Origin of the sequence: Sorangium sp. So ce302 (assembly GCF_051530145.1) — a bacterium.
GTDB classification, from domain to species: Bacteria; Myxococcota_A; Polyangia; order Polyangiales; family Polyangiaceae; genus Sorangium; species Sorangium cellulosum_B.
In genome coordinates this window covers 8,022,719-8,045,072 of the sequence record NZ_CP150326.1, presented here as the reverse complement: position 1 = coordinate 8,045,072, position 22,354 = coordinate 8,022,719, and the positions used below count along the sequence as shown (strand labels likewise).

The 22,354-nt window shown below is 69.9% G+C and carries 18 protein-coding genes; 11 read left to right on the top strand and 7 right to left on the bottom strand.

What is annotated here, in order from left to right; translation table 11 throughout:
- Positions 1-308 precede the first annotated feature (308 nt).
- Complete coding sequence (locus WME73_RS30395) at positions 309-602, top strand: hypothetical protein (protein WP_437850519.1); 294 nt, start codon at positions 309-311, stop codon at positions 600-602.
- Positions 603-790: 188 nt separating this feature from the next.
- Here WME73_RS30395 and WME73_RS30390 read toward each other — a convergent pair whose 3' ends face one another.
- Both WME73_RS30390 and WME73_RS30385 read right to left on the bottom strand, forming a co-directional pair.
- Positions 791-1,270 carry a YbhB/YbcL family Raf kinase inhibitor-like protein gene (locus WME73_RS30390; RefSeq protein ID WP_437911819.1) on the bottom strand — a complete coding sequence of 160 codons (480 nt, stop codon included), beginning with the start codon at positions 1,268-1,270 and terminating at the stop codon, positions 791-793.
- A 51-nt stretch (positions 1,271-1,321) separates the two neighbouring features.
- Complete coding sequence (locus WME73_RS30385; RefSeq protein ID WP_437911818.1) at positions 1,322-2,665, bottom strand: erythromycin esterase family protein; 1,344 nt, start codon at positions 2,663-2,665, stop codon at positions 1,322-1,324.
- Positions 2,666-3,995: 1,330 nt separating this feature from the next.
- On the opposite strand from WME73_RS30385, the gene WME73_RS30380 reads away from it, so the two are divergent.
- The 6 genes from WME73_RS30380 (at position 3,996) to WME73_RS30355 (ending at position 9,328) form a co-directional block, all read left to right on the top strand.
- Positions 3,996-5,084 (top strand): glucuronyl esterase domain-containing protein, encoded by a 1,089-nt coding sequence (locus tag WME73_RS30380; protein WP_437739886.1) that lies wholly within the window; start codon positions 3,996-3,998, stop codon positions 5,082-5,084.
- Positions 5,011-5,370 (top strand): glucuronyl esterase domain-containing protein, encoded by a 360-nt coding sequence (locus WME73_RS30375; RefSeq protein ID WP_437739885.1) that lies wholly within the window; start codon positions 5,011-5,013, stop codon positions 5,368-5,370. Before WME73_RS30380 ends, WME73_RS30375 begins: the two co-directional genes overlap by 74 nt.
- A 247-nt stretch (positions 5,371-5,617) precedes the next feature.
- Positions 5,618-6,433 (top strand): hypothetical protein, encoded by an 816-nt coding sequence (locus WME73_RS30370; RefSeq protein ID WP_437911817.1) that lies wholly within the window; start codon positions 5,618-5,620, stop codon positions 6,431-6,433.
- A 225-nt stretch (positions 6,434-6,658) separates the two neighbouring features.
- Entirely contained in the window at positions 6,659-7,816 is a 1,158-nt protein-coding gene (locus tag WME73_RS30365; protein WP_437911816.1) for a sensor histidine kinase, read from the top strand.
- Positions 7,813-8,469: a response regulator gene (locus tag WME73_RS30360; protein WP_437739882.1), complete on the top strand. Its 657-nt coding sequence runs from the start codon at positions 7,813-7,815 to the stop codon at positions 8,467-8,469. Before WME73_RS30365 ends, WME73_RS30360 begins: the two co-directional genes overlap by 4 nt.
- A gap of 130 nt (positions 8,470-8,599) precedes the next feature.
- Positions 8,600-9,328, top strand: coding sequence for a DUF2306 domain-containing protein (locus tag WME73_RS30355; protein WP_437739881.1), 729 nt, complete (start codon positions 8,600-8,602; stop codon positions 9,326-9,328).
- Here WME73_RS30355 and xylA read toward each other — a convergent pair.
- Positions 9,309-10,640 carry a xylose isomerase gene (gene xylA / locus WME73_RS30350; RefSeq protein ID WP_437911815.1) on the bottom strand — a complete coding sequence of 444 codons (1,332 nt, stop codon included), beginning with the start codon at positions 10,638-10,640 and terminating at the stop codon, positions 9,309-9,311. The two genes, WME73_RS30355 and xylA, sit on opposite strands and share 20 nt — an antisense overlap.
- 1,016 nt (positions 10,641-11,656) lie before the next feature.
- On the opposite strand from xylA, the gene WME73_RS30345 reads away from it, so the two are divergent.
- A complete protein-coding gene (locus WME73_RS30345; protein WP_437911814.1) occupies positions 11,657-13,162 on the top strand; it encodes a hypothetical protein in 1,506 nt (501 codons plus the stop codon).
- Between the two features lie 176 nt (positions 13,163-13,338).
- On the top strand, positions 13,339-15,780 hold the full coding sequence (locus WME73_RS30340; RefSeq protein WP_437911813.1) for a substrate-binding domain-containing protein: 2,442 nt from the start codon (positions 13,339-13,341) through the stop codon (positions 15,778-15,780).
- A gap of 191 nt (positions 15,781-15,971) precedes the next feature.
- On the opposite strand, the gene WME73_RS30335 is transcribed toward WME73_RS30340, so the two are convergent.
- Complete coding sequence (locus tag WME73_RS30335; protein WP_437911812.1) at positions 15,972-16,415, bottom strand: DoxX family protein; 444 nt, start codon at positions 16,413-16,415, stop codon at positions 15,972-15,974.
- A 172-nt stretch (positions 16,416-16,587) separates the two neighbouring features.
- Here WME73_RS30335 and WME73_RS30330 point away from each other — a divergent pair, with 172 nt between their 5' ends.
- Positions 16,588-17,526: a LysR family transcriptional regulator gene (locus WME73_RS30330; RefSeq protein ID WP_437850493.1), complete on the top strand. Its 939-nt coding sequence runs from the start codon at positions 16,588-16,590 to the stop codon at positions 17,524-17,526.
- Here WME73_RS30330 and WME73_RS30325 read toward each other — a convergent pair.
- The 3 genes from WME73_RS30325 to WME73_RS30315 form a co-directional block, all read right to left on the bottom strand.
- Positions 17,523-18,176 carry a transposase gene (locus WME73_RS30325; protein ID WP_437911335.1) on the bottom strand — a complete coding sequence of 218 codons (654 nt, stop codon included), beginning with the start codon at positions 18,174-18,176 and terminating at the stop codon, positions 17,523-17,525. The genes WME73_RS30330 and WME73_RS30325 overlap by 4 nt on opposite strands.
- The gene (locus WME73_RS30320; protein ID WP_437911336.1) at positions 18,173-18,667 is read right to left on the bottom strand and encodes a helix-turn-helix domain-containing protein; all 495 of its coding nucleotides are present in this window, start codon (positions 18,665-18,667) and stop codon (positions 18,173-18,175) included. Before WME73_RS30320 ends, WME73_RS30325 begins: the two co-directional genes overlap by 4 nt.
- A gap of 227 nt (positions 18,668-18,894) precedes the next feature.
- Complete coding sequence (locus tag WME73_RS30315; RefSeq protein ID WP_437911811.1) at positions 18,895-20,754, bottom strand: vWA domain-containing protein; 1,860 nt, start codon at positions 20,752-20,754, stop codon at positions 18,895-18,897.
- Positions 20,755-21,053: 299 nt separating this feature from the next.
- Between WME73_RS30315 and WME73_RS30310 the strand changes: the two genes are divergently transcribed.
- Positions 21,054-22,292 carry a hypothetical protein gene (locus WME73_RS30310; protein ID WP_437911810.1) on the top strand — a complete coding sequence of 413 codons (1,239 nt, stop codon included), beginning with the start codon at positions 21,054-21,056 and terminating at the stop codon, positions 22,290-22,292.
- The last annotated feature ends 62 nt before the right edge of the window (positions 22,293-22,354 follow it).

Sequence of the window (22,354 nt, the reverse complement as noted above, 5' to 3'; positions counted from 1 at the left end):
ATCCGCCCGCGGTCGGCTTGCGTTTTCGAGCAAACCATCGCGCGCAACCCTTTGCTCGGATTGTCACGTTCGAAACCGCGCTCTCGCCGAGCGTGGTGAGGATGCGGCGTGACAGGCGAGCTCAACCCGCGCGGCCGGGCTGGCTGCGCCGTTTGAACATCGCGGACACACGCGGGGCAGCGCTCCCGTACCTGCCGCGGCGCCGCGAGCTCGGCCGCCGGCCGCGCCATTCGGCACGCCGCGTGCCTCGGCCCCTGCCAATCAATGATGCCCGATCATGGAAGCATCGCTGACCAGGAGGAGTGAAGATGAGCGGTACGCTGTTATCGGTGTTCGTGTTGTCGATGCTGCCCGCTTCCGCGGCGCTCTGGAGGAGCGCGGCCGCGGAGGCCGTGGACGGCAGAGCAGGGGCGTCGGTCGACGCCAATGAGCCTGATCCTTGGCAGGCCAGCGACGCTGAGGTCGCGGCGGGCGGCGAGGATGACTCCATTGCCTCGTGCGTCGCCACCTGCCCGAAGGGCGATAAGGTCGTCACGTGTCCTGAGGGAGTGTGTCAGTGCCACTGTGACGATGGCGGTCGCCCGGTCTGCAAGTGCGAATGAGCGCACGCCGAAGGCGCGTCCATGGCGCATAGCGAGGTGTAGATTCGTGTGATACGGGCTCATCCGCCAGGCAGGCGAGCGAGGCCTACAAAAGTACGCCGCAGCGAGCCGAACGACGCGGATGAGCCCGCAGCGCGCGAAGGCTCGCGCGAGGTCGAGCGCGAGGAGCGGCCGATGGCGCTCGGCTCCTACGAGCCGCCCCTCTTCTGGTACGTCCCGACGAGCTCGACATGCGCGAGGACGTGTCCTTCCATCGCCTTCACGAGCTCCACCTTCGTGAGCCCGCCTCGCGGGGGCAGCACCGTGTCGAGCGCATACAGCTTGAAGAAATAACGGTGCTTGCCGATCGGCGGGCACGGGCCGCCGTAACCGGCGCGTTTCCAGTCGTTCCTTCCCTCGAGCGTGCCCGTCGGCAGATCGGCCTTGCGCGCGCCCTCGGGCAGGCCGCCGGTGTCGGGCGGGATGTTGTAGAGCACCCAGTGGACCCACGTCGTCTTGGGGGCGCGTGGATCGGGCGCGTCCGGGTCGTCGACGATGAGCGCAAGGCTCCTCGTGCCGCCGGGGACGCCCGACCAGGAGAGCGCGGGCGGCACGTCCTTCCCCTCGCAGGTATGCACGATCGGGATCACGTCGCCATGGTGGAAATCGGGAGATTGTAACGAGAGCATCGGCTCACCTCGCCCAGCGCGCTTTGCACTGCGCGCGCCATGCAGCCGGCGTCACACGCCGGAGGGGTAGGTCTCCGGCGGCTCCTTCTCGGCCCGCGGCGCGATGTGCAGGGGCCGGACGGCCTGTGACTCGTCGACGAAGACGAGCGCGTCGTAGCGGCGCGGCAGCACCGTCGGCACGTAGTTCCCGTACCCGTCGTACTCGGGGTGGTAGACGACGCCGACGGCGCGGTGGCCGCGCCAGGCCAGCGACTCCTCCGGCAGCCGCCCCGGCTCGAAGATCAGCAGCTGATCCCGGCCGCCCGCCTCGTGCAGCAGGTCCTCCCAGCTCTCGGGCCGCCCGACCGGCAAGCGCATCACCTCCATCGGCGCGTCCCACGCCCGGGCGGCGATCACCGTGCCGCAGTGGGCGCCGAAGGCGACGAGCGCGACGCGCTCCTCCCCGTGGCGCTCGCGGGCGAGCTGGCCGAGGTTCACCTCGCCCCGCTCCGCCATGTCGGTGAAGCGCGCGTCGCCGATGTGCGTGTTGTGCGCCCAGACGATCGCGCGGCCGCGCGGGCCGTGCTGCTCGAGCAGCCGATCGAGCGTCTCGGCCATGTGCCGATCGCGGACGTTCCACGACGCCGCGTCGCTGCGCACCATCGCCCGGTAGTAGGCCTCGGCGTTCTTGACCACGAGCGCGTTCTGCTCGGCGACGAAGTGCCCGTCGCGCCCGTCGGCGCCGAACTCCGGCGTTCTCTTGCGCACCTCGGCGAGCAGCTTGACGGCCTCTGCCTGGCACGACTCCGGCACGAGCACCGTCGCCCGGGCGTACTCCTGGGCATCGTCGGCATACGGCTCGAAGCAGCGCAGCGCGCGCCGCGCGGCCGGCAGCGCGTCGGGGGCGGCCCCCTCCAGGTAGCGCATGACCTCGCGGAGCGAGTCCCAGAGGCTGTAGACGTCGAGCCCGTAGAAGCCGACCCGCTGCTCCTCGGGCCGACCCTCGTTGTGCCTGCGCAGCCACTCGACGAGGTCGGCGACCTCCTCGTTGGCCCACATCCAGGTCGGCCAGCGATCGAAGGCGCGCAGCACCGCGCGGGCGCTGCTCCCCGCGTCCGCGTAGCCCTTCACATAGCGGTTGACGCGGTAGCAATCGGGCCAGTCGCCCTCGACGGCGATGAAGGAGGCCCCCGCTTCGACGATCAGCCGCCTGGAGAGCGCTGCGCGCCACGTGTAGAACTCGCGCGTCCCGTGCGTCGCCTCGCCCAGGAGCGCGCAGCGCGCGCCGCCGATGCGCTCGATCAAGGGGTCGAGATCGGCCGTGGAGCGCAGCGGCCGAGCCAGCGCGCGGAGCGCGGCCAGGAGGTCGGGCGTCGCGCGCGTCCCCGGCTCGATGAGGCGTTGTAGTCGAGCCATGATGAGATCCTCCTGGGGCGCGGCGGCGGAACGGCAAGCTCGCGCGGGGTAAGGGCGAGCGTGCAGGCCGCCTGGCGGCGGAAGAAGGGCCGCCCGGCGCCGCTGAGCCCGTGCCTCCGCGGGCGCATCGCCGCCGGAGTGCGGTTCGTCCTCCGACGAGGAGCAGACGACCAGACTCCACGTGAACGCGACGCGACGAACAAAGTCTCGCCAACAGGCGTCGCTTCTCGGATGTCCCTCAGGTGCGAGCTTTCGCGAGGTGTTCCCGGAGACGATCCGGAGGGGTCGCCTCGACTACAAGCTTGTTGAACATTTGCATCCTTGCCAAACGCTGCGCGCTCCGGTCGTACGATTCCCAGCGATAAGCGTGATCGAACTGCCCTCCGCTGGGAATGGGCATCTGGTGATGTCGTTCCGGCCAACCGTCTCCAAATCTCTCCCCCCGACGGCCCTCCTCCCCTGTTCGTCGCGCGCGGCCCCAGCGACAGCCCCGAGACCGCCGGCTCCGAGGCTCTTCCCTCCGGACCCGGCTGGACCGGAGGCGTCGTCCGGGGAGAAGTTCTCCTCATCGAACGACGTCCGCCCACCGCAGGCGACTGCAGAGGACCCGGGGAGGAAGCGAAGAGCTCGCGCTCGAGCGGAGCGCATAACCAGATCCGGGACTTGCGCCCCCAAGCCCCGGGAGCGCCGTTCTCATAGCTCAGTTTACGGGTCCTCGGCTTGGCGGCGAACGAATCGCACCGCGCCCTGAAATCTCTCGTTCACGTCCCATTGGCATACTCACAGCGCAAATTCGCACGCGTCGCGAAAACAGCGTCACCAACGCGAAAAACGCACAAACTTCACACTCGTCTGCTATAAGTACGGCGGCTTTTCGCGTGTCGGGTACCACCTGTCATGTACCCGTGTCGCACGCCGCCACTGCCCTCGAAACATGGAGGCCTTCATGTCTGTCCGTTCTCGTGCCTCGCGCAAATTAACCGCTCTCGCGATCCCCGTCCTCGCCCTCTTGAACTTCCCTGGCTGCGCTACAGAAGTAGGATCCGGCGGTGCCGGGGGAGATGCTTCGGGCTCAGGCGGCGGGACCCCGAGCGGGAGCGGGGGAGTCACCTCGGGTGCAGGCCCCGCGACCAGCGGTGCTTCCACGAGCAGCGGAGGCGCCAGTACGGGCGGCGGTGCCGCGACGAGCGGAGCCGGCACGGGCGGCTCCCCGACCGGCGGGGCCAGCACGACCAGCGGGACTGGCGAGGCTAGCGCGACCAGCGGGACTGGCGGCGGCCAATTCACGTGTGTCCTGCCAACTTTGCCCGAGCCGAGCGGTCTGACCGAGGTGAACGAGAAGCTCCCGGATCCGTTCACGTTCTTCAACGGAACGAAGGTCACGACCAAGGAGCAGTGGGAGTGCCGCCGCAAGGAAATCCTGGCCATGGCAGCCAAGTACCTTTACGGCCCGGTCCCCGGCGAGCCGGATGAGGTGACCGGAACCGTATCCGGAGGTACCGTTTCGATCACCGCCAAGGTGGGTGGAAAATCAGAGACCTTCTCGGCGAGCATCAGCGGATCCGGCAGTGTGATCGCTCTCAAGTTGTCGGGTGGGATTTTCCCGTCGGGCAGCAAGACGCTGTCGTTTGGAAGCGGCTTTGAAGGCAAGATTAGAAATCTTTTCGGCTTGTCCGAGGTCAACACCAACATCGCCAACGGGTGGATGATTGACCGGGTGATGGACGTGCTGGAGAAGAACCCGGGCAGCGGGCACGATCCCACGAAGGTGATGGTGTCGGGGTGCTCCGGGTGTGGAAAAGGTGCTTACCTGGCGGGTGTCTTCAGTCGTGCGCCGGTGGTTGTCATCGTGGAGTCGGGCGGTGGTGGTGTAGCCAACTTGCGCCAGGCAGAGTGGTTCAGGCACGGTGAAGGTGGTTCTGTCTGGCAGTGCAAGGATGCCAAGCCTCAGAGCATCGACAACCTCGAGGACAGCGGTATCTGCGGACCCTGGGTGACGAGCGCGGCCCGCTGGCTCCGGAACGACCCCTCGAAGGTATACAACCTCCCCTTCGATACGCACATGCTCCTGGCGACCATCGCTCCACGGCACCTGGTGCACTTCACGAATGCCAATGGCAGGGACTCATGGTGTCACCTGGGTGGGACCTGCGAAGCGCTCTCCGCATGGGCGGCAAAGCCGGTGTGGAAAGCGCTCGGTGTTCCAGAGCGCATGGGTTTTACGATGTACAGCGCAAACCACTGCGGCGCCTCGGGCACTCAGACCGCCCTCGCAGGCGAGATGTTCAAGCGAGCGTTCGAAGGCAATACCAGCGCAAACACGGACGTGATGAGCATCCTGGACAATGGCGTTCAGCAGCCGGTCAGCGAATGGAAGAGCATGTGGATTGACTGGGATATGGATACAGTGCTGCAGTAGTGATGCCCTTGGGGGGCATGACCGCCATTCTGGCCTTGCCCCCCTTCGGCGTGATTGCCGGGCGGCGATCGTTCGCCGTCCAGGGCCGGCTCGCTCGCCGGTGACGAGCAGACGATCAGACGCCCGAGCCTCCAAGTTCCATGGGAACGCGGAGAGCGGCGCGCTGACCGCCTGGGCCTGGGGCGCGAGCCGCATCCTCGATGCCCTCGAGACCACGCCCGGCCCCCTCCCACCATCGGTCACTCCACCATCGGTCACCAACGTAAACGTAAACGTTCGGATGTAGGAGAAGGCGGCGCGAGGCTTTGACGCCTCTGCGGGCGCACGGTCCAATCAGCGGACCGGCTGAGAAAAGCGGAGACCCAGATCGTTGCAGGTCGCCGTCGCCTCGAGCGCCGTTGCGGGCTTGACGCTCCTGGAACGTTTCGATTTCCTCCTCTCTCATGAGCGGTGTGAATTCAGTTGCCGGAATTGCCGGAGAAGGCGCAAGAATCCGACGGTCGGCTCCATCGTGGCTCGACCGGCTGACGTCGATGGCCGCGGTGTCGTTGCTCGTCGCGTGCGGTTCGGGCGATGGGAACAGCGCCAGCACCGGCGACACGGTCACGGGGGGCTCGGGCGGCGCAACGAGCGGGACCTCTCACGGTCCGTCGGGAGGTCTGGGCGGGGGCAGCGACGGCGGCGGGGCGGGGGAGGGCGGCTCGGGCGGAGACACGGACCCTGGCGCAACGTCGGGCGCCTCTGCTGGGGGCGCAGGTGCGGCCGGAGAGGGCGGCGCTGGAGATTGCGAGAGCGGCCCGGAGGCGCTCGAAGGCAGCGTCCATCAAGGCGATCTGCTCATCGCGTCGGACGCGGACGCCCTCGCAGCGCGCGCTTACTCCACGATCGACGGCACGATCTCGGTCAGCCCCGACTTCGCCGGAACGCTCGACTTGCCCAGCTTGCTCGAAGTCGGCGGTATCCAGGCCGAGGGCGGTGCCTCGAGCGGGGAGCTGGTCGCGGCGCAGATCAAGGCGATCCGCATGCCGAACCTGGTGCGTGTCCGCGGTACGTTGTGGATCTATCTGGCGTTCGAGCTGCTGGAAGCCGACTTTCGCAAGCTCGAGACCGTCGACGAGCGGTTCTGGATCCATCGAAACACGGAGCTCGCGGCGCTGCGGCTCGATGCCTTGCGCAGCGTGGGCGAGGACGTACAGATCACCGACAACTTCAAGCTCCAGGCATGCGCCCTCGAGAGGATCGAAGCCAACCTGCGCGCGGCCGGCACCACCAGCATGAACATCTCCGGAGGCGTCCAGGAGACCGGCTGTGAATGCAGGCTCGTCTGCGGACAGGGGCTCTGCTTGTAACGAGCGCCGGTCCGTGGCCGAGTCGAGGACGTGAGCCATCGGACAGGGGGGGCTCCCTGCCGGCAGCTTCGGGGCGTCGATCCGCGCGGCGCAGCGGACCATCGCGAGAGCGCCCCCATCGAGGCCTCGTGCACGGCGTCCATCCGGTCTATGCTGCGACCAGCACGCCAGGTCGTCGTGCTGGTTCGCTCGAGCGATGGGTGTGGAGTCAATCCGGCTCTTCTCATGAGGCAGGTGCGCGCGTTCTTTCGATCCGTGTGGTCCGAGCCACGAGCACCGCACCCCCCTCGACGCGTCCGGATGGATTGGGTGCTCCTGGCCGCGTTCGCCGCGCTCGGCTCGCTCGAGGTCGCGATCCGGCGCGACCTGCCGTGGCGGATCGCTTCGCTGGTCCTTTGCATCGGGCTCTTGCCGACGCTGCTCTGGCGGAGGACCAGGCCGCTGCGGATGGTCGTGATCGCGTTCGGCCTCCTCATCGCGATACAGCTCGCCGTGATGGCGACCGGCAGCGCATCGCCAGGGCTCTACGCGATGGTCTACATGGTGCTGCTGCCCTATTCGTTGTTCCGGTGGGGTACGGGGCGTGAAGCGATGATCGGGCTGCCGATCATGGTGACCTCGGCGGCGGTCGACATGATCCGTTCTCATGCCAGGACCGGCGATGTCATCGGGGGCTACGCCGTCCTGCTCTCCACGATGGCGCTCGGCGCGGCGGTGCGCTACCGGGATCGCGTGCGCCTGCGAGAGCTCGATGAAGCCAAGCTGGCCGAGCGAGAGCGGATCGCCCGCGACCTGCACGACACCGTCGCCCACCATGTATCGGCGATCGCGATCCGCGCGCAGGCTGGCCTGGTCGCCGCGTCGGCTCGCCCCGAGGCTCCCATCGACGCGCTCCGCGTGATCGCGGACGAGGCGTCTCGCGCCCTCGGCGAGATGCGCACGATGGTCCGGCTCCTGCGCCGCGGCGAGTCGGCCGAGCTCGCGCCGAGCCCGCGGGTCGCCGACCTCGGACAGCTCGCAGGCCCATCCGCCACAGGGGCTTCCGTCGAGGTGAAGTTGACCGGGAGCTTCGATGACTTGCCATCGTCGGTCTCCGCCGCGATCTTTCGCCTCGCGCAGGAGGCGATCACCAACGCTCGCCGACACGCTCGCCACGCGACCCGGATCGACGTGGAGGTCACGGCCGACGACACGTCCGTACGTTTGCGGGTCACCGACGACGGCCAGGGGACCCACGCTGGCCATTCCACGTCGGCGGGATACGGGTTGGTCGGCATGATCGAACGAGCGACGCTGCTCGGCGGCACGTGCCATGCGGGCCCGGGCCCACGGCGTGGCTGGACGGTGACGGCCGTGCTGCCTCGGAATGGACGGACAACATGAGCATTCGCGTCATCGTCGCCGACGATCAAGAGATCGTCCGCACCGGGCTCAGCATCATCCTCGACGCCCAGCCTGACATCGAGGTCGTGGGCGTCGCCGGCGACGGACACAAGGCCGTGGAGCTGGCGCTCGCCCTCCGTCCCGACGTGTGCCTGTTCGACATCCGCATGCCAGGAATCGACGGCATCGAAGCTACCCGACGGCTCGCCGGCCCGGCCGTCGACCGTCCCCTGGCGGTCGTGGTGATCACCACCTTCGATCATGACGACTACGTGGTTGGCGCCCTCAAGGCCGGCGCCCGCGGCTTCTTGCTGAAGGACGCCGGTCCCGAGCTGCTCGCGCAGGCCATCCGCGCCGCCGCGAGCGGCGACGCCTTGATCGCGCCACGTGTCACCGCCCGCCTGCTCTCCTCGTTCGCCGCCTCTCGCCCCCAGCTGCCACGAGCGCAGCCCGCGGAGGCCCTCACCGCCCGCGAGGAGGAGGTCCTCCTCATCGTGGCCCGCGGTCGAACCAACGCCGAGATCGCCGACGAGCTCCACATCAGCCTGAGCACCGTCAAGGCCCACATCGCCAGCCTCATGACCAAGCTCGGCGCGCGCAACCGGGTCGAGATCGCCATCTGGGCCTACGAGACCGGTCGCGTCCGCGACTGACCCGTCGGCCCGGGGCCAGGTGGCGGTGCACCTGGCCGAAAGTACGATCGCCCCATCGGGCAATCGGCCGACCCAGATCCGACTTTTGCGCCAATTGCGACGCAACCAGGGCCGTCCCTAGCTTGGCGGCATGACGAACGAGAGCACCACGACCCCCTCGGCGAAGCGAGACTGGCTCGTACCCGCGCTTCTGCTCGGCCTCAGCGCGGTCCCCGTGGTGGCCGGCGCCTTCCGCCTGGCCGAGCTGAGCGTCGGCGCCAAGGTCACCCCGGACAACGCCCGCTTCTTCGCTGCGCCCGTGCCCATCGTGCTGCATATATTCAGTGTCAGCGTATTCTCGATCCTGGGTGCGTTCCAGTTCTCCTCGGGCTTTCGCCGCCGGAAGCCTCGCTGGCATCGCGCGGCGGGGTGGGCCGTGGCCCCGTCAGGGCTCGTCGCTGCCGCCTCGGGTCTGTGGATGCAGGCGTCTTACGAGCTCCCCAAGGGGGACGGCGACGCCCTCGCCGTTCTCCGGGTGCTGTTCGGCTCTGCCATGTTCATGTCGCTCGTGCTCGGCCTTGTCGCCATCTCGCGGCGCGACTTCGTCCGTCACGGCGCCTTCATGCTGCGCGGCTACGCGATCGGCCTGGGCGCGGGGACTCAGGTGCTGACCCACATGCCGTGGGTGCTGCTCGTCGGCGTGCCGGGCGAGGGCGTCAGAGCGCTCCTGATGGGCGCCGGCTGGGTGATCAACGTCGCCGTCGCGGAGTGGATCATCCGCAGGAGAGCTACATCTCTTCGGAAAGAAAAACAGCCGGGCGCGCAACGGCGCCCGGCTGTCGTTCCCTCGATCGCTCGGCTTATCGGATCCAGCGATTGATGATGTTTTCGTACAGCTCCTGCTGACCGCTCGTGAGCTTGACCTCACCGCCAGCGTTGCCGATCTCGGCCAGCTGCTCCAGCGTCAGCTTGCCCTGCTCGAAATCGGCGCCCTTGCCGCCGTCGAAGGACGCATAACGCGCCTTGCGCATCGCCTCGAGCGGCGACTTGCGGATCAGGTCGTCGGCGATGAGGAGCGAGCGGGCGAACACATCCATGCCGCCGATGTGCCCGTGGAAGGTGTCGATGAGATCGCTCGAGTTGCGGCGGCGCTTGGCGTCGAAGTTGACGCCGCCGCCCTGGAACCCACCGCTGCGGAGCAGGATGAGCATCATCTCGACCGTCTCGTTGATGTTGTAGGGGAACTGATCGGTGTCCCACGCGTTCTGATAGTCGCCCCGGTTGGCGTCGATGCTGCCGAGCATGCCGTTGTCCGCGGCCACCTGCATCTCGTGGTCCATGGTGTGGCCGGCGAGCGTCGCGTGGTTCGTCTCGAGGTTGAGCTTGAAGTCCTTGTCCAGGCCGTGCTGGCGCAGGAACCCGATCACGGTCTCGGCGTCGAAGTCGTACTGGTGCTTGGAGGGCTCCATGGGCTTGGGCTCGATGAAGAAGACGCCCTTGAAGCCGCGCGAGCGCGCGTAGTCGCGGGCGATGGTCAAGAAGCGAGCGAAGTGCGCCTTCTCGCGCTTCATGTCCGTGTTCAGCAGGCTCATGTACCCTTCGCGGCCGCCCCAGAACACGTAGTTCTCACCGTTCAACGCGATGGTCGCGTCGAGGGCGTCCTTGAGCTGGGCGCCGGCGTAGGCCAGCACGGAGAAATCCGGGTTCGTGGAGGCGCCGTTCATGTAACGCGGGTTGGAGAACAGGTTCGCCGTGCCCCACAGCAGCTTGACGCCCGACTGCGCCTGCTTCTGCTTGGCGTACTCGACGATGCTCTGGAGGCGACGCGACGTCTCGGCGCGGTTCTCGCCCTCCTCCACGAGGTCGATGTCGTGGAAACAGTAGTGCGTCGCGCCCAGCTTGGTGATGAACTCGAAGTTCGCGTCCATCTTCATGCGAGCACGGGCCAGCGCGTCCTTGCCCTCGTCCCAGGGGAAGTTGATCGTCCCCGGGCCGAACGGATCGTGCCCGCGCCCGCAGAACGTGTGCCAGTAACACACGGCAAACTTGAAGTGATCCTTCATGGCCTTGCCGGCGACGACGCGGTTGGCGTCGTACCACTTGAAGGCGAGGGGGTTGTCGGACTCAGGCCCCTCGAAAGGGATCTTGCCAACACCCGGGAAGTACTCTCTGTCTCCAGTGACAACGGTCATAAACGGATCTCCAGCTCGTGGTTTGCGTGTGCCTTAGTTCAGAGGGCGCTTTCGACAACGGTGTCCGCGGGGTAAGCCCCAGGGCTCTGGTCTCCAGGCCAGGGTGGAGGCGGTATCTCCACGCCCGCGCTGGGCTTCCAGGCATGTTGCGTTTGTTGTGGCTCCAGCGCTCCTCAAGTCAGGTGAACCACCGGCGCGCATCAATTGCGCGCGTGGCGGAATCGGCGGGCTAGCAATAACATGGTGCCGGGTCGGAGGCTAGGGTGGGCCTCCGGCGCCTCGCACCGTTGACTCTGGCTAGCTGTGCCGCGTCAACCTCCCCGCACGGACGAGCCGCGAGACCATACCGAGGTTGGCTTCGCTGCCCTCGCTGGATCCGTCAAGGCGCTCGTGCTGCCGCCCCCTGCGATGCCGGCCGTGTTGAGCGAGCCGGTCCACGGCGGCGGTATCTTACAGCGACATGGCATTCAAGCGCCCGGCGGCGGAACTTCCACGTGGGTGGCGCCCGAGAGGGGCCAAGCCCTGCGCGTCCGTCGCTTCGCTGAGGCAAGGACTCGCCCGCATCGTTTGCCGCCAGCCGCGTTCGCACGGACGCTTCGCTCACCTACCAGGTCAGCGTGTGCGTGTCAACGCTCGTCAGGACCCGCGTGACGGAGGGCGGTCGGTGGTCTGGAGCGGGCGAGACTGCGGCCATCGCGGCGGATCGCGAGCGACGGTCGGCGCCGCAAGCGCGTCGCCCAGGGGCGCCTCGGGTGGCGCAGGAGGCCTCGCCGAGCCGCCGGGCCCCCTCACCGGGGGCCTGCGGGAGGAGCCGGGGACTGCTCGCGCGGCGGTGGGTGAGGGGATGTCCGCCATCGATGGCTGTTCTGGTCCAGGGTGCTGGCGTGGTGTCCTGGCCGGCGAGATCTCCGCACAGGACGCTGAGCGCCACGGCGCGTTCCTCAGGCGCCGCGCGGAGATTCTGCCCCATGAGAGGCCGGCTCGCGCGGTAGCGTGACGAGATGTCGAGACGAACCATGCGAGTCATCTGGCCTTTGGTTCTTATCACCTTGCCCCCGGGCTGCGCTGGCGAGTCGGGCGGTGAGGTGTCGAGCAGCGGGGGAGGAGTGTCGAGCGCGAGCGGCGGCGGGGCATCGAGCGGGAGCGGAGGAGGAGCGTCGAGCGGGAGCAGCGGCGGGGCATCGAGCGGGAGCGGGGGAGGGGCGTCGAGCGGGAGCGGGGGAGGAGCGTCGAGCGCGAGCGGCGGAGGTGCGGGCGGGGATCCGGGCCCAGGCGCGTGCGGCGTCACCCGGGACCGCATTCGCATCACCCAGGTCGACGTCGGGGGCCGCGTGATCAACAACGAGGACGAGGCCGCGCTGAAGCCGCTCGTCATCTCGCCGATACCGTCCGGCGGGTCGCGCCTGGCATGGATGAGCGACGACGGACAGGTCCACGTCCTCCAGCTCGACGCCGATGACAAGGCCGTGGGGCGCTCGTTCGGCTTGCCGGCGAACGACTTCGCCGACCTCTACGCCGACGACGACGGCGGCGTGCTGCTGCTCACCCGCGATGCGGAGGGCGGCGGAACGCTGAATTGCGGCACGCCCTCGAACCTGTGCGGTACGCCGCCGTCCCCTCCGGTCGCCTGTCACGACATGTACATGGTCCGCTTCGACGGCGAGCGCGCGACCTGGGCGACGAAGCTCACGAGCTCGAGCGCCGCGCTGCCGCCCTACTCGACCGGCCCCACCGGGCCCGAGGTGTACATGATCTGGTGGTACGCGCACCACGGCCGCATCGCCTTCGACGGCTCGCGCTATGCGGGCTATTTCGGCGCCGCGATCAGCGTCTCGCAAGGCGGGTGCATCAACATCCACCAGGGCGATCGCATGAAGGTCGTCGACGCGAACGGCGCGCTGCAGAGGGACGGCTTCGACTGGGGCTGCAGCCACAGCGGTTACGAGCGCATCCTCTGGGACGACAGCGCCCGGAAGTTCGTGACGGTGTGCAAGACCGACAACAACAACCGCATCGCGCTCGCGCCGAATTACAAGACCATCTATCCGGTCGATCTCGCCTACTCGAACCTTGGGAACCTCGTCACGGCGGCCGGCGGCGGCTACTGGCTCACGGCGAGCAATATCCGCTCGGGCCAGCCGGCGGGCGCGAACGGGCTCGCGGACGTCCGGCTGCTCCACTTCACCGACGGCGCCGCGGACAAGGACCTCACGATCGCCAGCGACGCGGGCATGAACCACCGCGCTCCGCACCTGGCCGCCTACGGCCGCTCCCGCATGCTCGCGGCCTGGGAGACCACGACGAGGGCCGGCGATATCGCCCGCAACGACGCGGCGCGCGCGCTGTACGTACAGACGCGCGATCGCGCCACCGGCGAGGCCGAGGGCGAGCCGCTGGAGGTCGACGTGCTCGGCAATCGTTACCAGGACTTCGTCGCGTTTCCCGACGGGAGCGTGGCCTTCGCCGCGCCCGACAGCTCGAACACCACCATCCAGGTGCTGCGCATCCTGCCCTGCGAGTAGCGCGCGCCGCGCGGGCGACTCGTCACCTCCCCGGCGACCTCGGCCGTCGACGGCGGCCCGCGAGCCGGCCCACACACCTGGGGAGATGGGGAAATCGACCTTGACAGAACTGTGGCTCATCGCGCCTTCTGGGCCACCGCGTCGCGCGTCGTGACGGCGGATCGAGCGGGACCCGTATGCGCCATGGGGTGGATCTCTTCGCGACATTGCAGCAGATCGTGCGACGGGCCATGGCGATCGCGCCGCGGGCGCCGCGCGGCAGCCTGCTCCTCTGCGAAGGGAACCGCCTCGTTTACAGGGCGCTCGAAGGGTTCGACGCGTTCGCTCGGCAAGGGGTGAATCTCCCGACCGACGCGGGCCTCGCCACCGGAGGCGGCCCGCGCGCGGCGCCCGAGGCGGCGAGCGGGATGTGCGTTGTCAGTGCACATGCGTGGTATGAAGCGCACCTGCCTCTCGCGATCGCGGCAGAGGGCGCGGTGCCCGCCGGCGCGGGGGTGCTTGTCGCGCCCGTCGTCGTCCGGGGAGCGCCGGCAGGCTACCTCGCGCTGGAGCAGGCGACTTTGGAGCCTCCGCAGGGCGAGCGCCGCGTGATGCTCGAGGTGTTCCTGGACGCCGCCGGGGCCGCGCTGGAGCGGCACAAGCTCTATGACGAGAAGGCGAGATTGGCACAGGAGATTCGCCTGCTCGAGCAGGTCCTGAACGCGGTGGGCACCACGGTGGAGCCGGACCACCTGCTGGACACGCTCGCTCACGGCATCAAGAGCGTGCAGATCGACCAGCAATGGGCCTCGGTGGAGCTGTGGCTCGTCGAGGACGCCGGCGGCGGAGAGGGCGCCGTGGCCGCTTCGGGCGAGCTTTCCGCCCGCGTGTTCCGGGCCGGGCGGTCGGCCCCCATGACGTACTTCCACACCCTGCGCGACGGCGCGGTCGACGCCGCGCGCGGCCTCGGCATCTCCGTGGATTTCCGCCTCGGGCCCCCCGGCGGCCCGGGGGGCCAGCGCGAGATCCTCGAGGACGGCATCCGGCGGGGTGTGGACGGCATCATCATCGCGCCGGGCGCCCCCGAGGAGGCGGAGGAGGGGTTCCGGCGCGCGGCGGAGGCGGGGATCCCGGTGATCGTCGTCGACACGCCGCCGGTGCCGGGCAGCCGGGCCCCGCTTTATATCGGCACGGACAACGTGGCGGCGGGCAGGCTGGCGGGCGAGGTGATGCGGCGGCTGCTGCCGAGCGGCGGGGTCGTGGCGCCGCAGCGGCCCACGAAGGACGCGATCAACACGCGCGAGCGCATCGAGGGGTTTTGCGCGGCGATGGAAGGGGCCGAGTTCACCGTGCTGCCCCCCCACGAGGACAGCGAGCACGATCAGGAGCTCGGGACGGAGCTCGCGCGGGCGGCCCTCCAGCGGCGGCCGGACATCGCCGGCGCCTTCGGGGTGGCGGTCGGCGGCGGGCCGGCATGGGGCCGCGCCGCGAGGGAGATCGGCAGGGGCGGAGAGATCAAGATCGTCGCGTTCGATCTCTTCTCCGCGACGGTCGCGCTGCTCCGCCGGGGCGCGATCCACGCGACGATCGTGCAGCGCGAGTACGACATGGGGTATCGCGCCGCCGAGATCGTCCACCGGATGATCACCCGGGGCGTCGAGCCGACACTCGCGGAGCTGCCGGCCTCGCGCATCATCCACACCGGCGTCGATTGCGTCACCCTCGAGCACACGCCGTGGTCCACGACGCTCAGCGATCACCTGGCGCTCGACGCGGCCCGCCGCGTCGCGAGCCGGCGCGTCGAGTGCGACGCCGCCGGCCGGCCGGACGCCGCCGGCCGGCCGATCGAGGTGCTGTTGATCGGCGTGGCGGCGCGCAGGGAGCCCGTCGTCGAGGAGCGCGTGTCCTTCTCGCCGCGCTCGCTGGTCGGCCGTGTGCTCGACGCCGGCCGCCCGCTCGTGATCGATCCGGCCGGGCACGGCGGGCGCGAGGACGCCTCGCTCCTCCGCAGGCACGCCGGCGCGCGGGCGCTCGTCGGGGTGCCGCTGCGGGCGCGGGGCAGCGTTGTCGGCGTCCTCGTCCTGAGCAGCGAGCGTGAGGACGCCTGCGGGAGCGACGACGTGCCGTTCCTCGAGCGCGTGGCCGGCACCGCGGCCGTGGCCATCGAGAACGCCCGGCTGTTCAGCCGGATCTCCGAGCGGACCATCGAGCTGGAGCGGTCGAACCAGCTCCAGGAGTCGATGCTCCGGACGATCCATGAGCTGTCGAGCCCCGTGGTGCCGATCGCCGATGGAATCCTGGTCATGCCCGTGGTGGGCACGATGGATGCCCAGCGCTCGAGCCGCTTCATCGAATCGCTGCTGAAGGAGATCCACGAGCACGACGCGCAGGTGGTGCTGATCGACGTGACGGGGATGGCGGTGGTCGACGCCACGGCGGCGAACCAGCTCGTCCGGGCGGCGCAGGCGGCCGCGCTGCTCGGCGCGGAGGCGGTGCTCGTCGGCGTGACCGCGGGAGCGGCGCAGATGATGGTCGCCCAGGGCCTGGACGTCGGCGCGATGGTCACGCACGTCGACCTGGCGCGGGGCTTCCGGTACGCCCTGGCGAAGACCGGCGGCCGCATCCTGTATCAGCGCTGACGGCGACGGCCGCCGCTCGGGTCAGCGCGCTGAAGCATCCCCTCGAATTCTCCGGAAACTTCACAGGGAGACGGGGAGGCGGGGAGGGAAATCTTCAAAATACTCCCTGTCTCCGAGCCTCCCTGTTCAATTTCTCCGCTGAAAATGGCTGCAAAATAACGGGATTCCTCAGGTCAGCGCGAACGGGCGGCTCAAGCCGCGCTCTCGACAGGCCGGAGCTTGCGCTGCTCCGCGCCGGCGCTCGCGTCGACGCGCGCGGCGAGCATCGGGCGGAACGCGGCGCGGTACGCGAAGGCGAGGTAGAGCTCGAGGGCGAGGATGAGCCATGACACCGGGTTCCCCGGCGCGAGGAAGGTGTGGAAGGCGACGATGTTCACGATGATGGGCGCGAGGAGCGCGAGCGCGAGGGGCACGTAGCGGTTCGAGAGCAACAGCGCGCCAGCGACGACCTCGGTCCCCTTGATGAGCGGGAACATGTACCCCGTCGCCGCGAGCGCGCCCGCGAAGCTGGCCGCGGCCTCCGGAGCCGGGGGCTGCGGCAGGAACTGCAAGAAGCCGTTGAGCCCGAACACGAAGAACACGAGCCCTTGCAGGATGCGGGCGGCGGTGGGGGCGAAACGCTTGACGTTGTTCATGGTGAGCCTCGCTGAGGTGTGGCGGGCTCTCCCGATCGGAGCGCCCACGCCTTTCCTGATGCGCCCTCGCGACGCCCGGTGCTATCGTGCAACGGCTCAACTCAACGTTGCGCTGGCGCAACCTGGCGAGAGCCCCCCGATCGGCGCCGTTTACCCCTCGTGAGGTCCTACCATGCCCAGCCCCCGCGCGGCAGCCCGAGCGCGCCCTGCCCGGGCGCCCCAGCTCGATGAGATCGCCGCGTTCGCCAGGGTGGCGGAGCTGGGCTCGTTCACCGCCGCGGCGGAGCAGCTCGGCGTCCCGAAGTCGACGGTGAGCCGCGCGGTGACGCGGCTCGAGGACGGCCTCCAGGTGCGCCTCCTCCAGCGGTCGCCGCGCGCCGTGGCGCTGACCGAGGCGGGCCGTCGCTTCTTCGGCGACGTGGCGCCGCACATCGCCGGTCTCCGCGACGCGGCGCAGGCGCTGGACGCCTATCAAGGGCAGCCCCAGGGCACGATACGGCTGAGCGCTCCCCCGGATGGTGGGGAGTCTTTCCTCGGAGAGATGCTCGTCGAGTTCGGGGCGCGTTACCCGCTGCTGTCGCTCGAGGTCGACATGTCCACGCGCCGGGTGGACCTCTTGCGCGAGGGCTTCGACGTGGCGCTCCGGGCGACGGGCGAGCTCCCGGACTCCTCGCTTGTCGTGCGCAAGCTGCTCGACTCCTACGTGCAGCTCTTCGCTGCTCCGGCGTACCTCGCGCGCCGCGGCCTGCCCCGCGCGTTCGACGAGCTCGTCGACCACGAGCGGGTGGTGTTCCTCCCCAACAGCCGGCGCAGCCAGCAGCCCGTCGACGGCCCCCGCGCGGTGCGCGACGCGATGGCGACCGGGCGCATCGCGACCGACGATTTCCAGCTCATCCGCTCGGTGCTCCGGGCGGGGGGCGGTATCGGGCCGCTCCCGCGCGTCCTCGCCGCGCCCGACCTGGCGAGCGGGCGCCTCGTCCACGTGCTGCCGGAGTGGTCGCAGCGCGCAGGGACGCTGTACCTCGTCTATCCGAGCGCGCGGCACGTGCCGCGGAACGTGGCGGTGTTCCGCGACTTCGTCCTTGCCTGGGTGAAGCGGCTCGCGTGTTAGAGCGGTTCGCGATTGGGCTTGGTACAGACCGCGCCCCTCGGGCTGGGCGTTGGTGGGTCCCGAGCGCGACGCTTGCGAGGCGTGCGAGCCCGCGGCGCACGGCTCCGAGGCGTGCCCCTGCGCTGCGGTCTGGGATGAGGGGGTCGGTCGAGGTAGCCGGCATGGCGGAACCAGCCTTCGGCGTCCTTCGGCGTCACCTGGTGGAGCGCCCTGTCCATCGCGTCGAGCACGCCCACTACGGTCCGCTGCCCAGCGGTGCGGAGGGTCTGCTTGATCTTGCTGCCGCACTCTTCCACGGGCGAGAAATCCGGCGAGTAAGGCGGCAGCGGGTGGTAGTCGGCACCCGTCGCCTCGATGGCCGCGCGGACCTCGGGGTACAGATGTGGCTTGAGTCGATCCACGAGCACGATGTCGCCAGGCCGCAGCACCGGAGCCAGATACTCCTGGGCGTACGTTTCAAATCGAGGACGATTCATGGCGCCTTCGAAGACCACCGGCGCCACCACCCCCTGCAGCCCCAGCCCGAGCACCAGCGTCAGGTTCGGGTCCGCGTTCTCCGGCGCCTTGCCGTAGGCCCGCTGCCCGCTGGGGGCGTAGCCATTGAGCCGAGTCATGCCCAGGTTGGCGCCGAACTCGTCGACGAAGATCAAGCGGCGCGCATCTGCGGTCCCCGCCCAATCCTGAAAACTCGCGCGGGCCTGTTGAACGTCCGGGCGGTCTTGCTCGCTGGCACCCAACGTCCTTTTTTTCGGGTGATCCCCATCCGGTGCAGCGTGCGGCTCATCGTCGAGACGCTGACGCGCACATGGTGACGCTGCTCCATCTGCTCGATCAGTTCCGCCAATGTCTGGTCGTTCTTCTCTTCCAGCAGCGTGATCAGTGCCCGCTCGTCCGTCTCGTCGAGCTTCCGTGGCATGCCGCCGCCGTGCGGACTCGGCGCGAGGTCGCCCGTGGCGCGCAGCTGCGTGAGATAGTTCTGCACCGTGTTCGGGGCGACCTCGAACCGCTCGGCCAGCTCCCGGATACTTCCTTCACGGTTCTGGTAGGCGTCGATGATCCGCTGCCGCAGATCGATGCTGTACGGCCCCATGCGGTAGACAGCAGCATCAGCGATGCCACCGTCCCGCCCAACCGTGCTCAACTTGTACCAAGCTCAACCGCAAATTGCTCTAGAGCGGCGGTCACCCGCTTCGGATACGGGCCCATCTCGACGTTTTCGGTGCTCAGCGCACAGGAGTGCGCTTCCGCGCCGAAAACGCCGATCTGGACCCGTCTCCTGTGCGGGTGACCGCCGCTCTGCGACGCTCGTACCAGGCTCAGCTGAAAACCGCTCTGCGACGCTCGTACTCGGCTCAGCTGAAAACCGCTCTATGGCTGGTTGTCGATCATCCTCTGGAGGGTCGCCGCGATCTCGAGGAGATCGGCGTCCGCGCCGGTCGTGTTCGCGGCGAGGACGGTCTCCCGGGCGGCCGAGAGCGCGCTCGCGCGCTCTCCGGGGCCGAGCTCGACGAGCTGCTTGAGGGCCTCGGCATACGCGATGATCGCCGCCGCCTTCGTGAGGTTGCCGTCGTCGATCCCGAGCCCTCCGAGCGTGGTTTGCTGCACGGCCTCCCTGGCCTCGCCGGTCGTCGCGTCGCGCCAGGTGACGCGGACCCGATACGGGTCGTTCGCGCTCGGCAGCGACGGGTCGCACGGGCGGAGGATCTGATACAGCATCATCGAGTCGTCCGGGGCGAGGTGCTGCGTGCGCACCTTGGCCGGATCAGGCGAGTACTCTTCTCCATAGAACTTCTGGATGCCGAAGTACGGCGGGAGCGTCAGCTCGATCCTCACGTCGCGCGCGGCGACGAGGACCGTCTCGGCGAACCGGTCGACGAAGACGCGCCTCGCCTCGTCGGCGCTGTCGAGATAGACATACGCGCCGCGGCCGGCGTCGGTGACCACGTCCATGAGCGTGTCGTTCACGCCGTCGCCGACGCCGACGCCGACGAGGTAGACGCCTTCTCCGTCCGCGTCCTCGGCGTTCTCTCCGATGAGCTCCTCCTCGGTCACCCCGACGTTGGCCTGTCCATCGCTGATCAGCACGACGCGGTTGATGCCGCCCGCGGTCCTGTGCGTGTTGGCGAGCGCGTACCCCGCGGCGAGGCCGCTGTACAGGTCGGTGCCTCCGTCGGCCTCGATCGCGCTCGCGACCCCGAGCAGCACGGGGTCGTCGGGGCCCGAGACGACGTGGCCTTCGAGCACGGGGCTCTGCCCCGTATTCCACGTGACCGCGTTCACGACGTCGCCCTCGATGAGCGTCGACGCGATGGCCCGGACAGCAGCCCTCTCGAGCTCGATCGGCTCTCCCGACATCGAGCCCGACGTGTCGAGCACGAGCGTGATCGTCATGGGCTCTCGCTCGGCGGGCGCCCGGCTCGACTGCACCGCGATCTGGAGCGCCAGATCGCCCGTGAGCACGCAGGAGCCGAGCTGCGATACGATCGAGAGCTCTCCCGGTTCGGCCGGGGCGAACGAGTACCGGTAGTAGTTGAGGAACTCGTGCGTGCGGATGACATAGGGGTCGACCAGCGGCGCGCCGCGCTCGATCTGGCGGCGGACGATGACCGGAGATGCCATCGAGTTGGAGTCGTCGGACGAGAGGTACAGCGTGAGCGGCGTGGAGAGGTTGACCCCCGCGCACGAGCCGCCGCTGGCCTGCGGCGTGAGCCGGGGCCCGGCGTTCCGCGAGCTGCCGGCCCCGCCGCCCGTCGTTGTGCTGCCGCCGGTCGTCGCGCCGCCGGCCGAGCCGCTGCCGCCGGCCGAGCCGCTGCTGCCGCCTCCGTCGCCGCATCCGCCGGCGCCGTCGCCGCCACCGCCGCCGGCCCCGCCTTCGGCGCATCCGCCCCCGGAGCCGCCGCTGCCGTCGCCGGAACCCCCGCTGCCCCCGGTGCCTCCTTCGCCCACGGGCGGCTCACCCGGCGGCTCTGCGTTGGGGTCCGTGGAGCCGCCGCTCGAGCTCGAGCCCACGCCCGCGCTCGCGCCCGTGCCCGTGCCCGCGCCCACGCCCGCCACCGGGTCGCGGCCGGAGCCGTCCCCCTCGCGGGTCGCGCCGCCGCCGCAGATCGCCGCCGGCGCCTCGCCCAGCTGAAGCGGCTCGTGCGGCGGCGCGTCGCTCGACGAGGAGCAGGCGATCGACAACGAGGCGGGGATGATGAGAGCGAGCGCTGTACGCTGAAACTGTGCCATGAACACCTCCACGGGCCGTGCGCTCTCGCACGGGCGGTGCCAGGGAAATCATCAATTATTCCGCCGATAGATGCCTCGTGTGCGCCACGGCGATCGGCTCATGTTGGCCTGAATCGTTTCGAGGTGTGCCAATGTGCGATGGGGCGCGTCCGCGGCGCGCCGGCGATGGGAGTGCGCCGAGCGCCCTCACGGCTCTGGGCCGCGCGGAGGGGCCAAACGGCCCGGGATCGAGCCCGAGAAGCGCACGGCGATGACCGCAATGCCGCCGCGGACGATGGCTCGGTGTACCCTCCCGCGCCGTGCGTGCGTTCGAGAGTGCCGTGCTCCACCCGCGCTGGCTCGCAGCCGTCGTCGTGCTCGCCGGCGCCCTGACCGGGGGTGACGCCTGGGCGGAGGTCCAGCGCCTGCGCATCGCGTACGAGGCGCACGACGGCTGTCCCGGCGCCGGGGCGTTCCTGCGCGAGGTGACCGCGCGCACGGACCTCGCCCGCGCCGCCGCGGCGGACGAAGCGGCGCTCGACGTGCGGGTGCGCATCACCTCGAGCGCGGGCAGGAGCCGCGGCCGGATCACGCTCGGCAAAGGCGAGGACGCGCGCGTCCGCGAGGTCGACGGCGCGACGTGCGGCGAGGTCGTCGCGGCCCTGGCGCTCATCACGGCCCTCCGGGTCGACCCCACCGCGTCTCTCGATCCGCAACCGCCGGCCGTCGGGTTGCGCTCGTCCGAGGCCCCGGAGGCTGGCGGGGCTCGGGATGCCGGCGGGGCGCCAGCGCCGGCCGTGGATCCCGTCGCGGCCCCGCCACCCGCCGCGGATCCCGCCGCTCCTGCGCAGCCGGCCGGGGCCGCGCAATCCGCCGGGGCCGGCGGCGGCGCAGCGCCGGGCGCGGGGAGCTCGCCGCAGCCGCCCGCCGCCTCGCCGGCCCCACAGGCGCCGGCCGCGCGCCCCTTGCCGATCCGCCCGCCGTCGCCGGTCGCGGGGGCCCCGCACCCTCCGCGGCCGCGACGGCCCGTGGAGCGCCCGTGGACGCTCGGCCTCCAGGGAAGCGCGGCGTCCGGGGTCGCCCCCGAGGCGCTGCTCGGCGGGGGGCCCTTCGTCGAGCTGCGCGCCGATCTGGGCCTCGGCGCGGCGTTCCGCGTCGCCGCCGAGGTGGCCGCCACCGGCGCGGTCGACGCCGGGCCGGGCGGCGCCCTCTTCGTGCGCGGGATCGGCCGCGTCGACGCCTGCGCGGATCTCTTCCGCCCTACACGCCGGCTCTCGCTCGGGCCCTGCGTGGGCGCGGAGGGCGGCTTCCTTCACGGCACCGGGCTGGTCGGCGAGGCGATCTCCGACGTGGAGGAGGGCACCGTCCCGTGGGCCAGCCTCGGGCTCCTCGCGCGCGTGACCGCCTCGCTCGGGGCCCTCGTGCGGATCGACGCGCAAGGTGGACCGGAGTTTCCGCTGGTGCGGCGATCGTTCATGTTCGAGCACCCCGCGCAGCTCATCCACGAGGTGCCCGCGGTCACGTGGACGCTCCGCGTCGGCGCCGGCCTATCGCTCTGATCACCGGCCGCAGGGAGCGACGCGCGACGAAATTGGGATCCCGGGGGAGAGCCTCGGAGATT

Excerpts from the sequence above, each read along its gene's own strand:
- WME73_RS30395 (WP_437850519.1), top strand. The coding sequence starts at position 309 with ATGAGCGGTACGCTGTTATCGGTGTTCGTGTTGTCGATGCTGCCCGCT.
- WME73_RS30390 (WP_437911819.1), bottom strand. The coding sequence starts at position 1,270 with ATGCTCTCGTTACAATCTCCCGATTTCCACCATGGCGACGTGATCCCG.
- WME73_RS30385 (WP_437911818.1), bottom strand. The coding sequence starts at position 2,665 with ATGGCTCGACTACAACGCCTCATCGAGCCGGGGACGCGCGCGACGCCC.
- WME73_RS30375 (WP_437739885.1), top strand. The coding sequence starts at position 5,011 with ATGGCGTTCAGCAGCCGGTCAGCGAATGGAAGAGCATGTGGATTGACT.
- WME73_RS30370 (WP_437911817.1), top strand. The coding sequence starts at position 5,618 with ATGGCCGCGGTGTCGTTGCTCGTCGCGTGCGGTTCGGGCGATGGGAAC.
- WME73_RS30365 (WP_437911816.1), top strand. The coding sequence starts at position 6,659 with ATGAGGCAGGTGCGCGCGTTCTTTCGATCCGTGTGGTCCGAGCCACGA.
- WME73_RS30360 (WP_437739882.1), top strand. The coding sequence starts at position 7,813 with ATGAGCATTCGCGTCATCGTCGCCGACGATCAAGAGATCGTCCGCACC.
- WME73_RS30355 (WP_437739881.1), top strand. The coding sequence starts at position 8,600 with ATGACGAACGAGAGCACCACGACCCCCTCGGCGAAGCGAGACTGGCTC.
- xylA (WP_437911815.1), bottom strand. The coding sequence starts at position 10,640 with ATGACCGTTGTCACTGGAGACAGAGAGTACTTCCCGGGTGTTGGCAAG.
- WME73_RS30345 (WP_437911814.1), top strand. The coding sequence starts at position 11,657 with ATGCGAGTCATCTGGCCTTTGGTTCTTATCACCTTGCCCCCGGGCTGC.
- WME73_RS30340 (WP_437911813.1), top strand. The coding sequence starts at position 13,339 with ATGCGCCATGGGGTGGATCTCTTCGCGACATTGCAGCAGATCGTGCGA.
- WME73_RS30335 (WP_437911812.1), bottom strand. The coding sequence starts at position 16,415 with ATGAACAACGTCAAGCGTTTCGCCCCCACCGCCGCCCGCATCCTGCAA.
- WME73_RS30330 (WP_437850493.1), top strand. The coding sequence starts at position 16,588 with ATGCCCAGCCCCCGCGCGGCAGCCCGAGCGCGCCCTGCCCGGGCGCCC.
- WME73_RS30315 (WP_437911811.1), bottom strand. The coding sequence starts at position 20,754 with ATGGCACAGTTTCAGCGTACAGCGCTCGCTCTCATCATCCCCGCCTCG.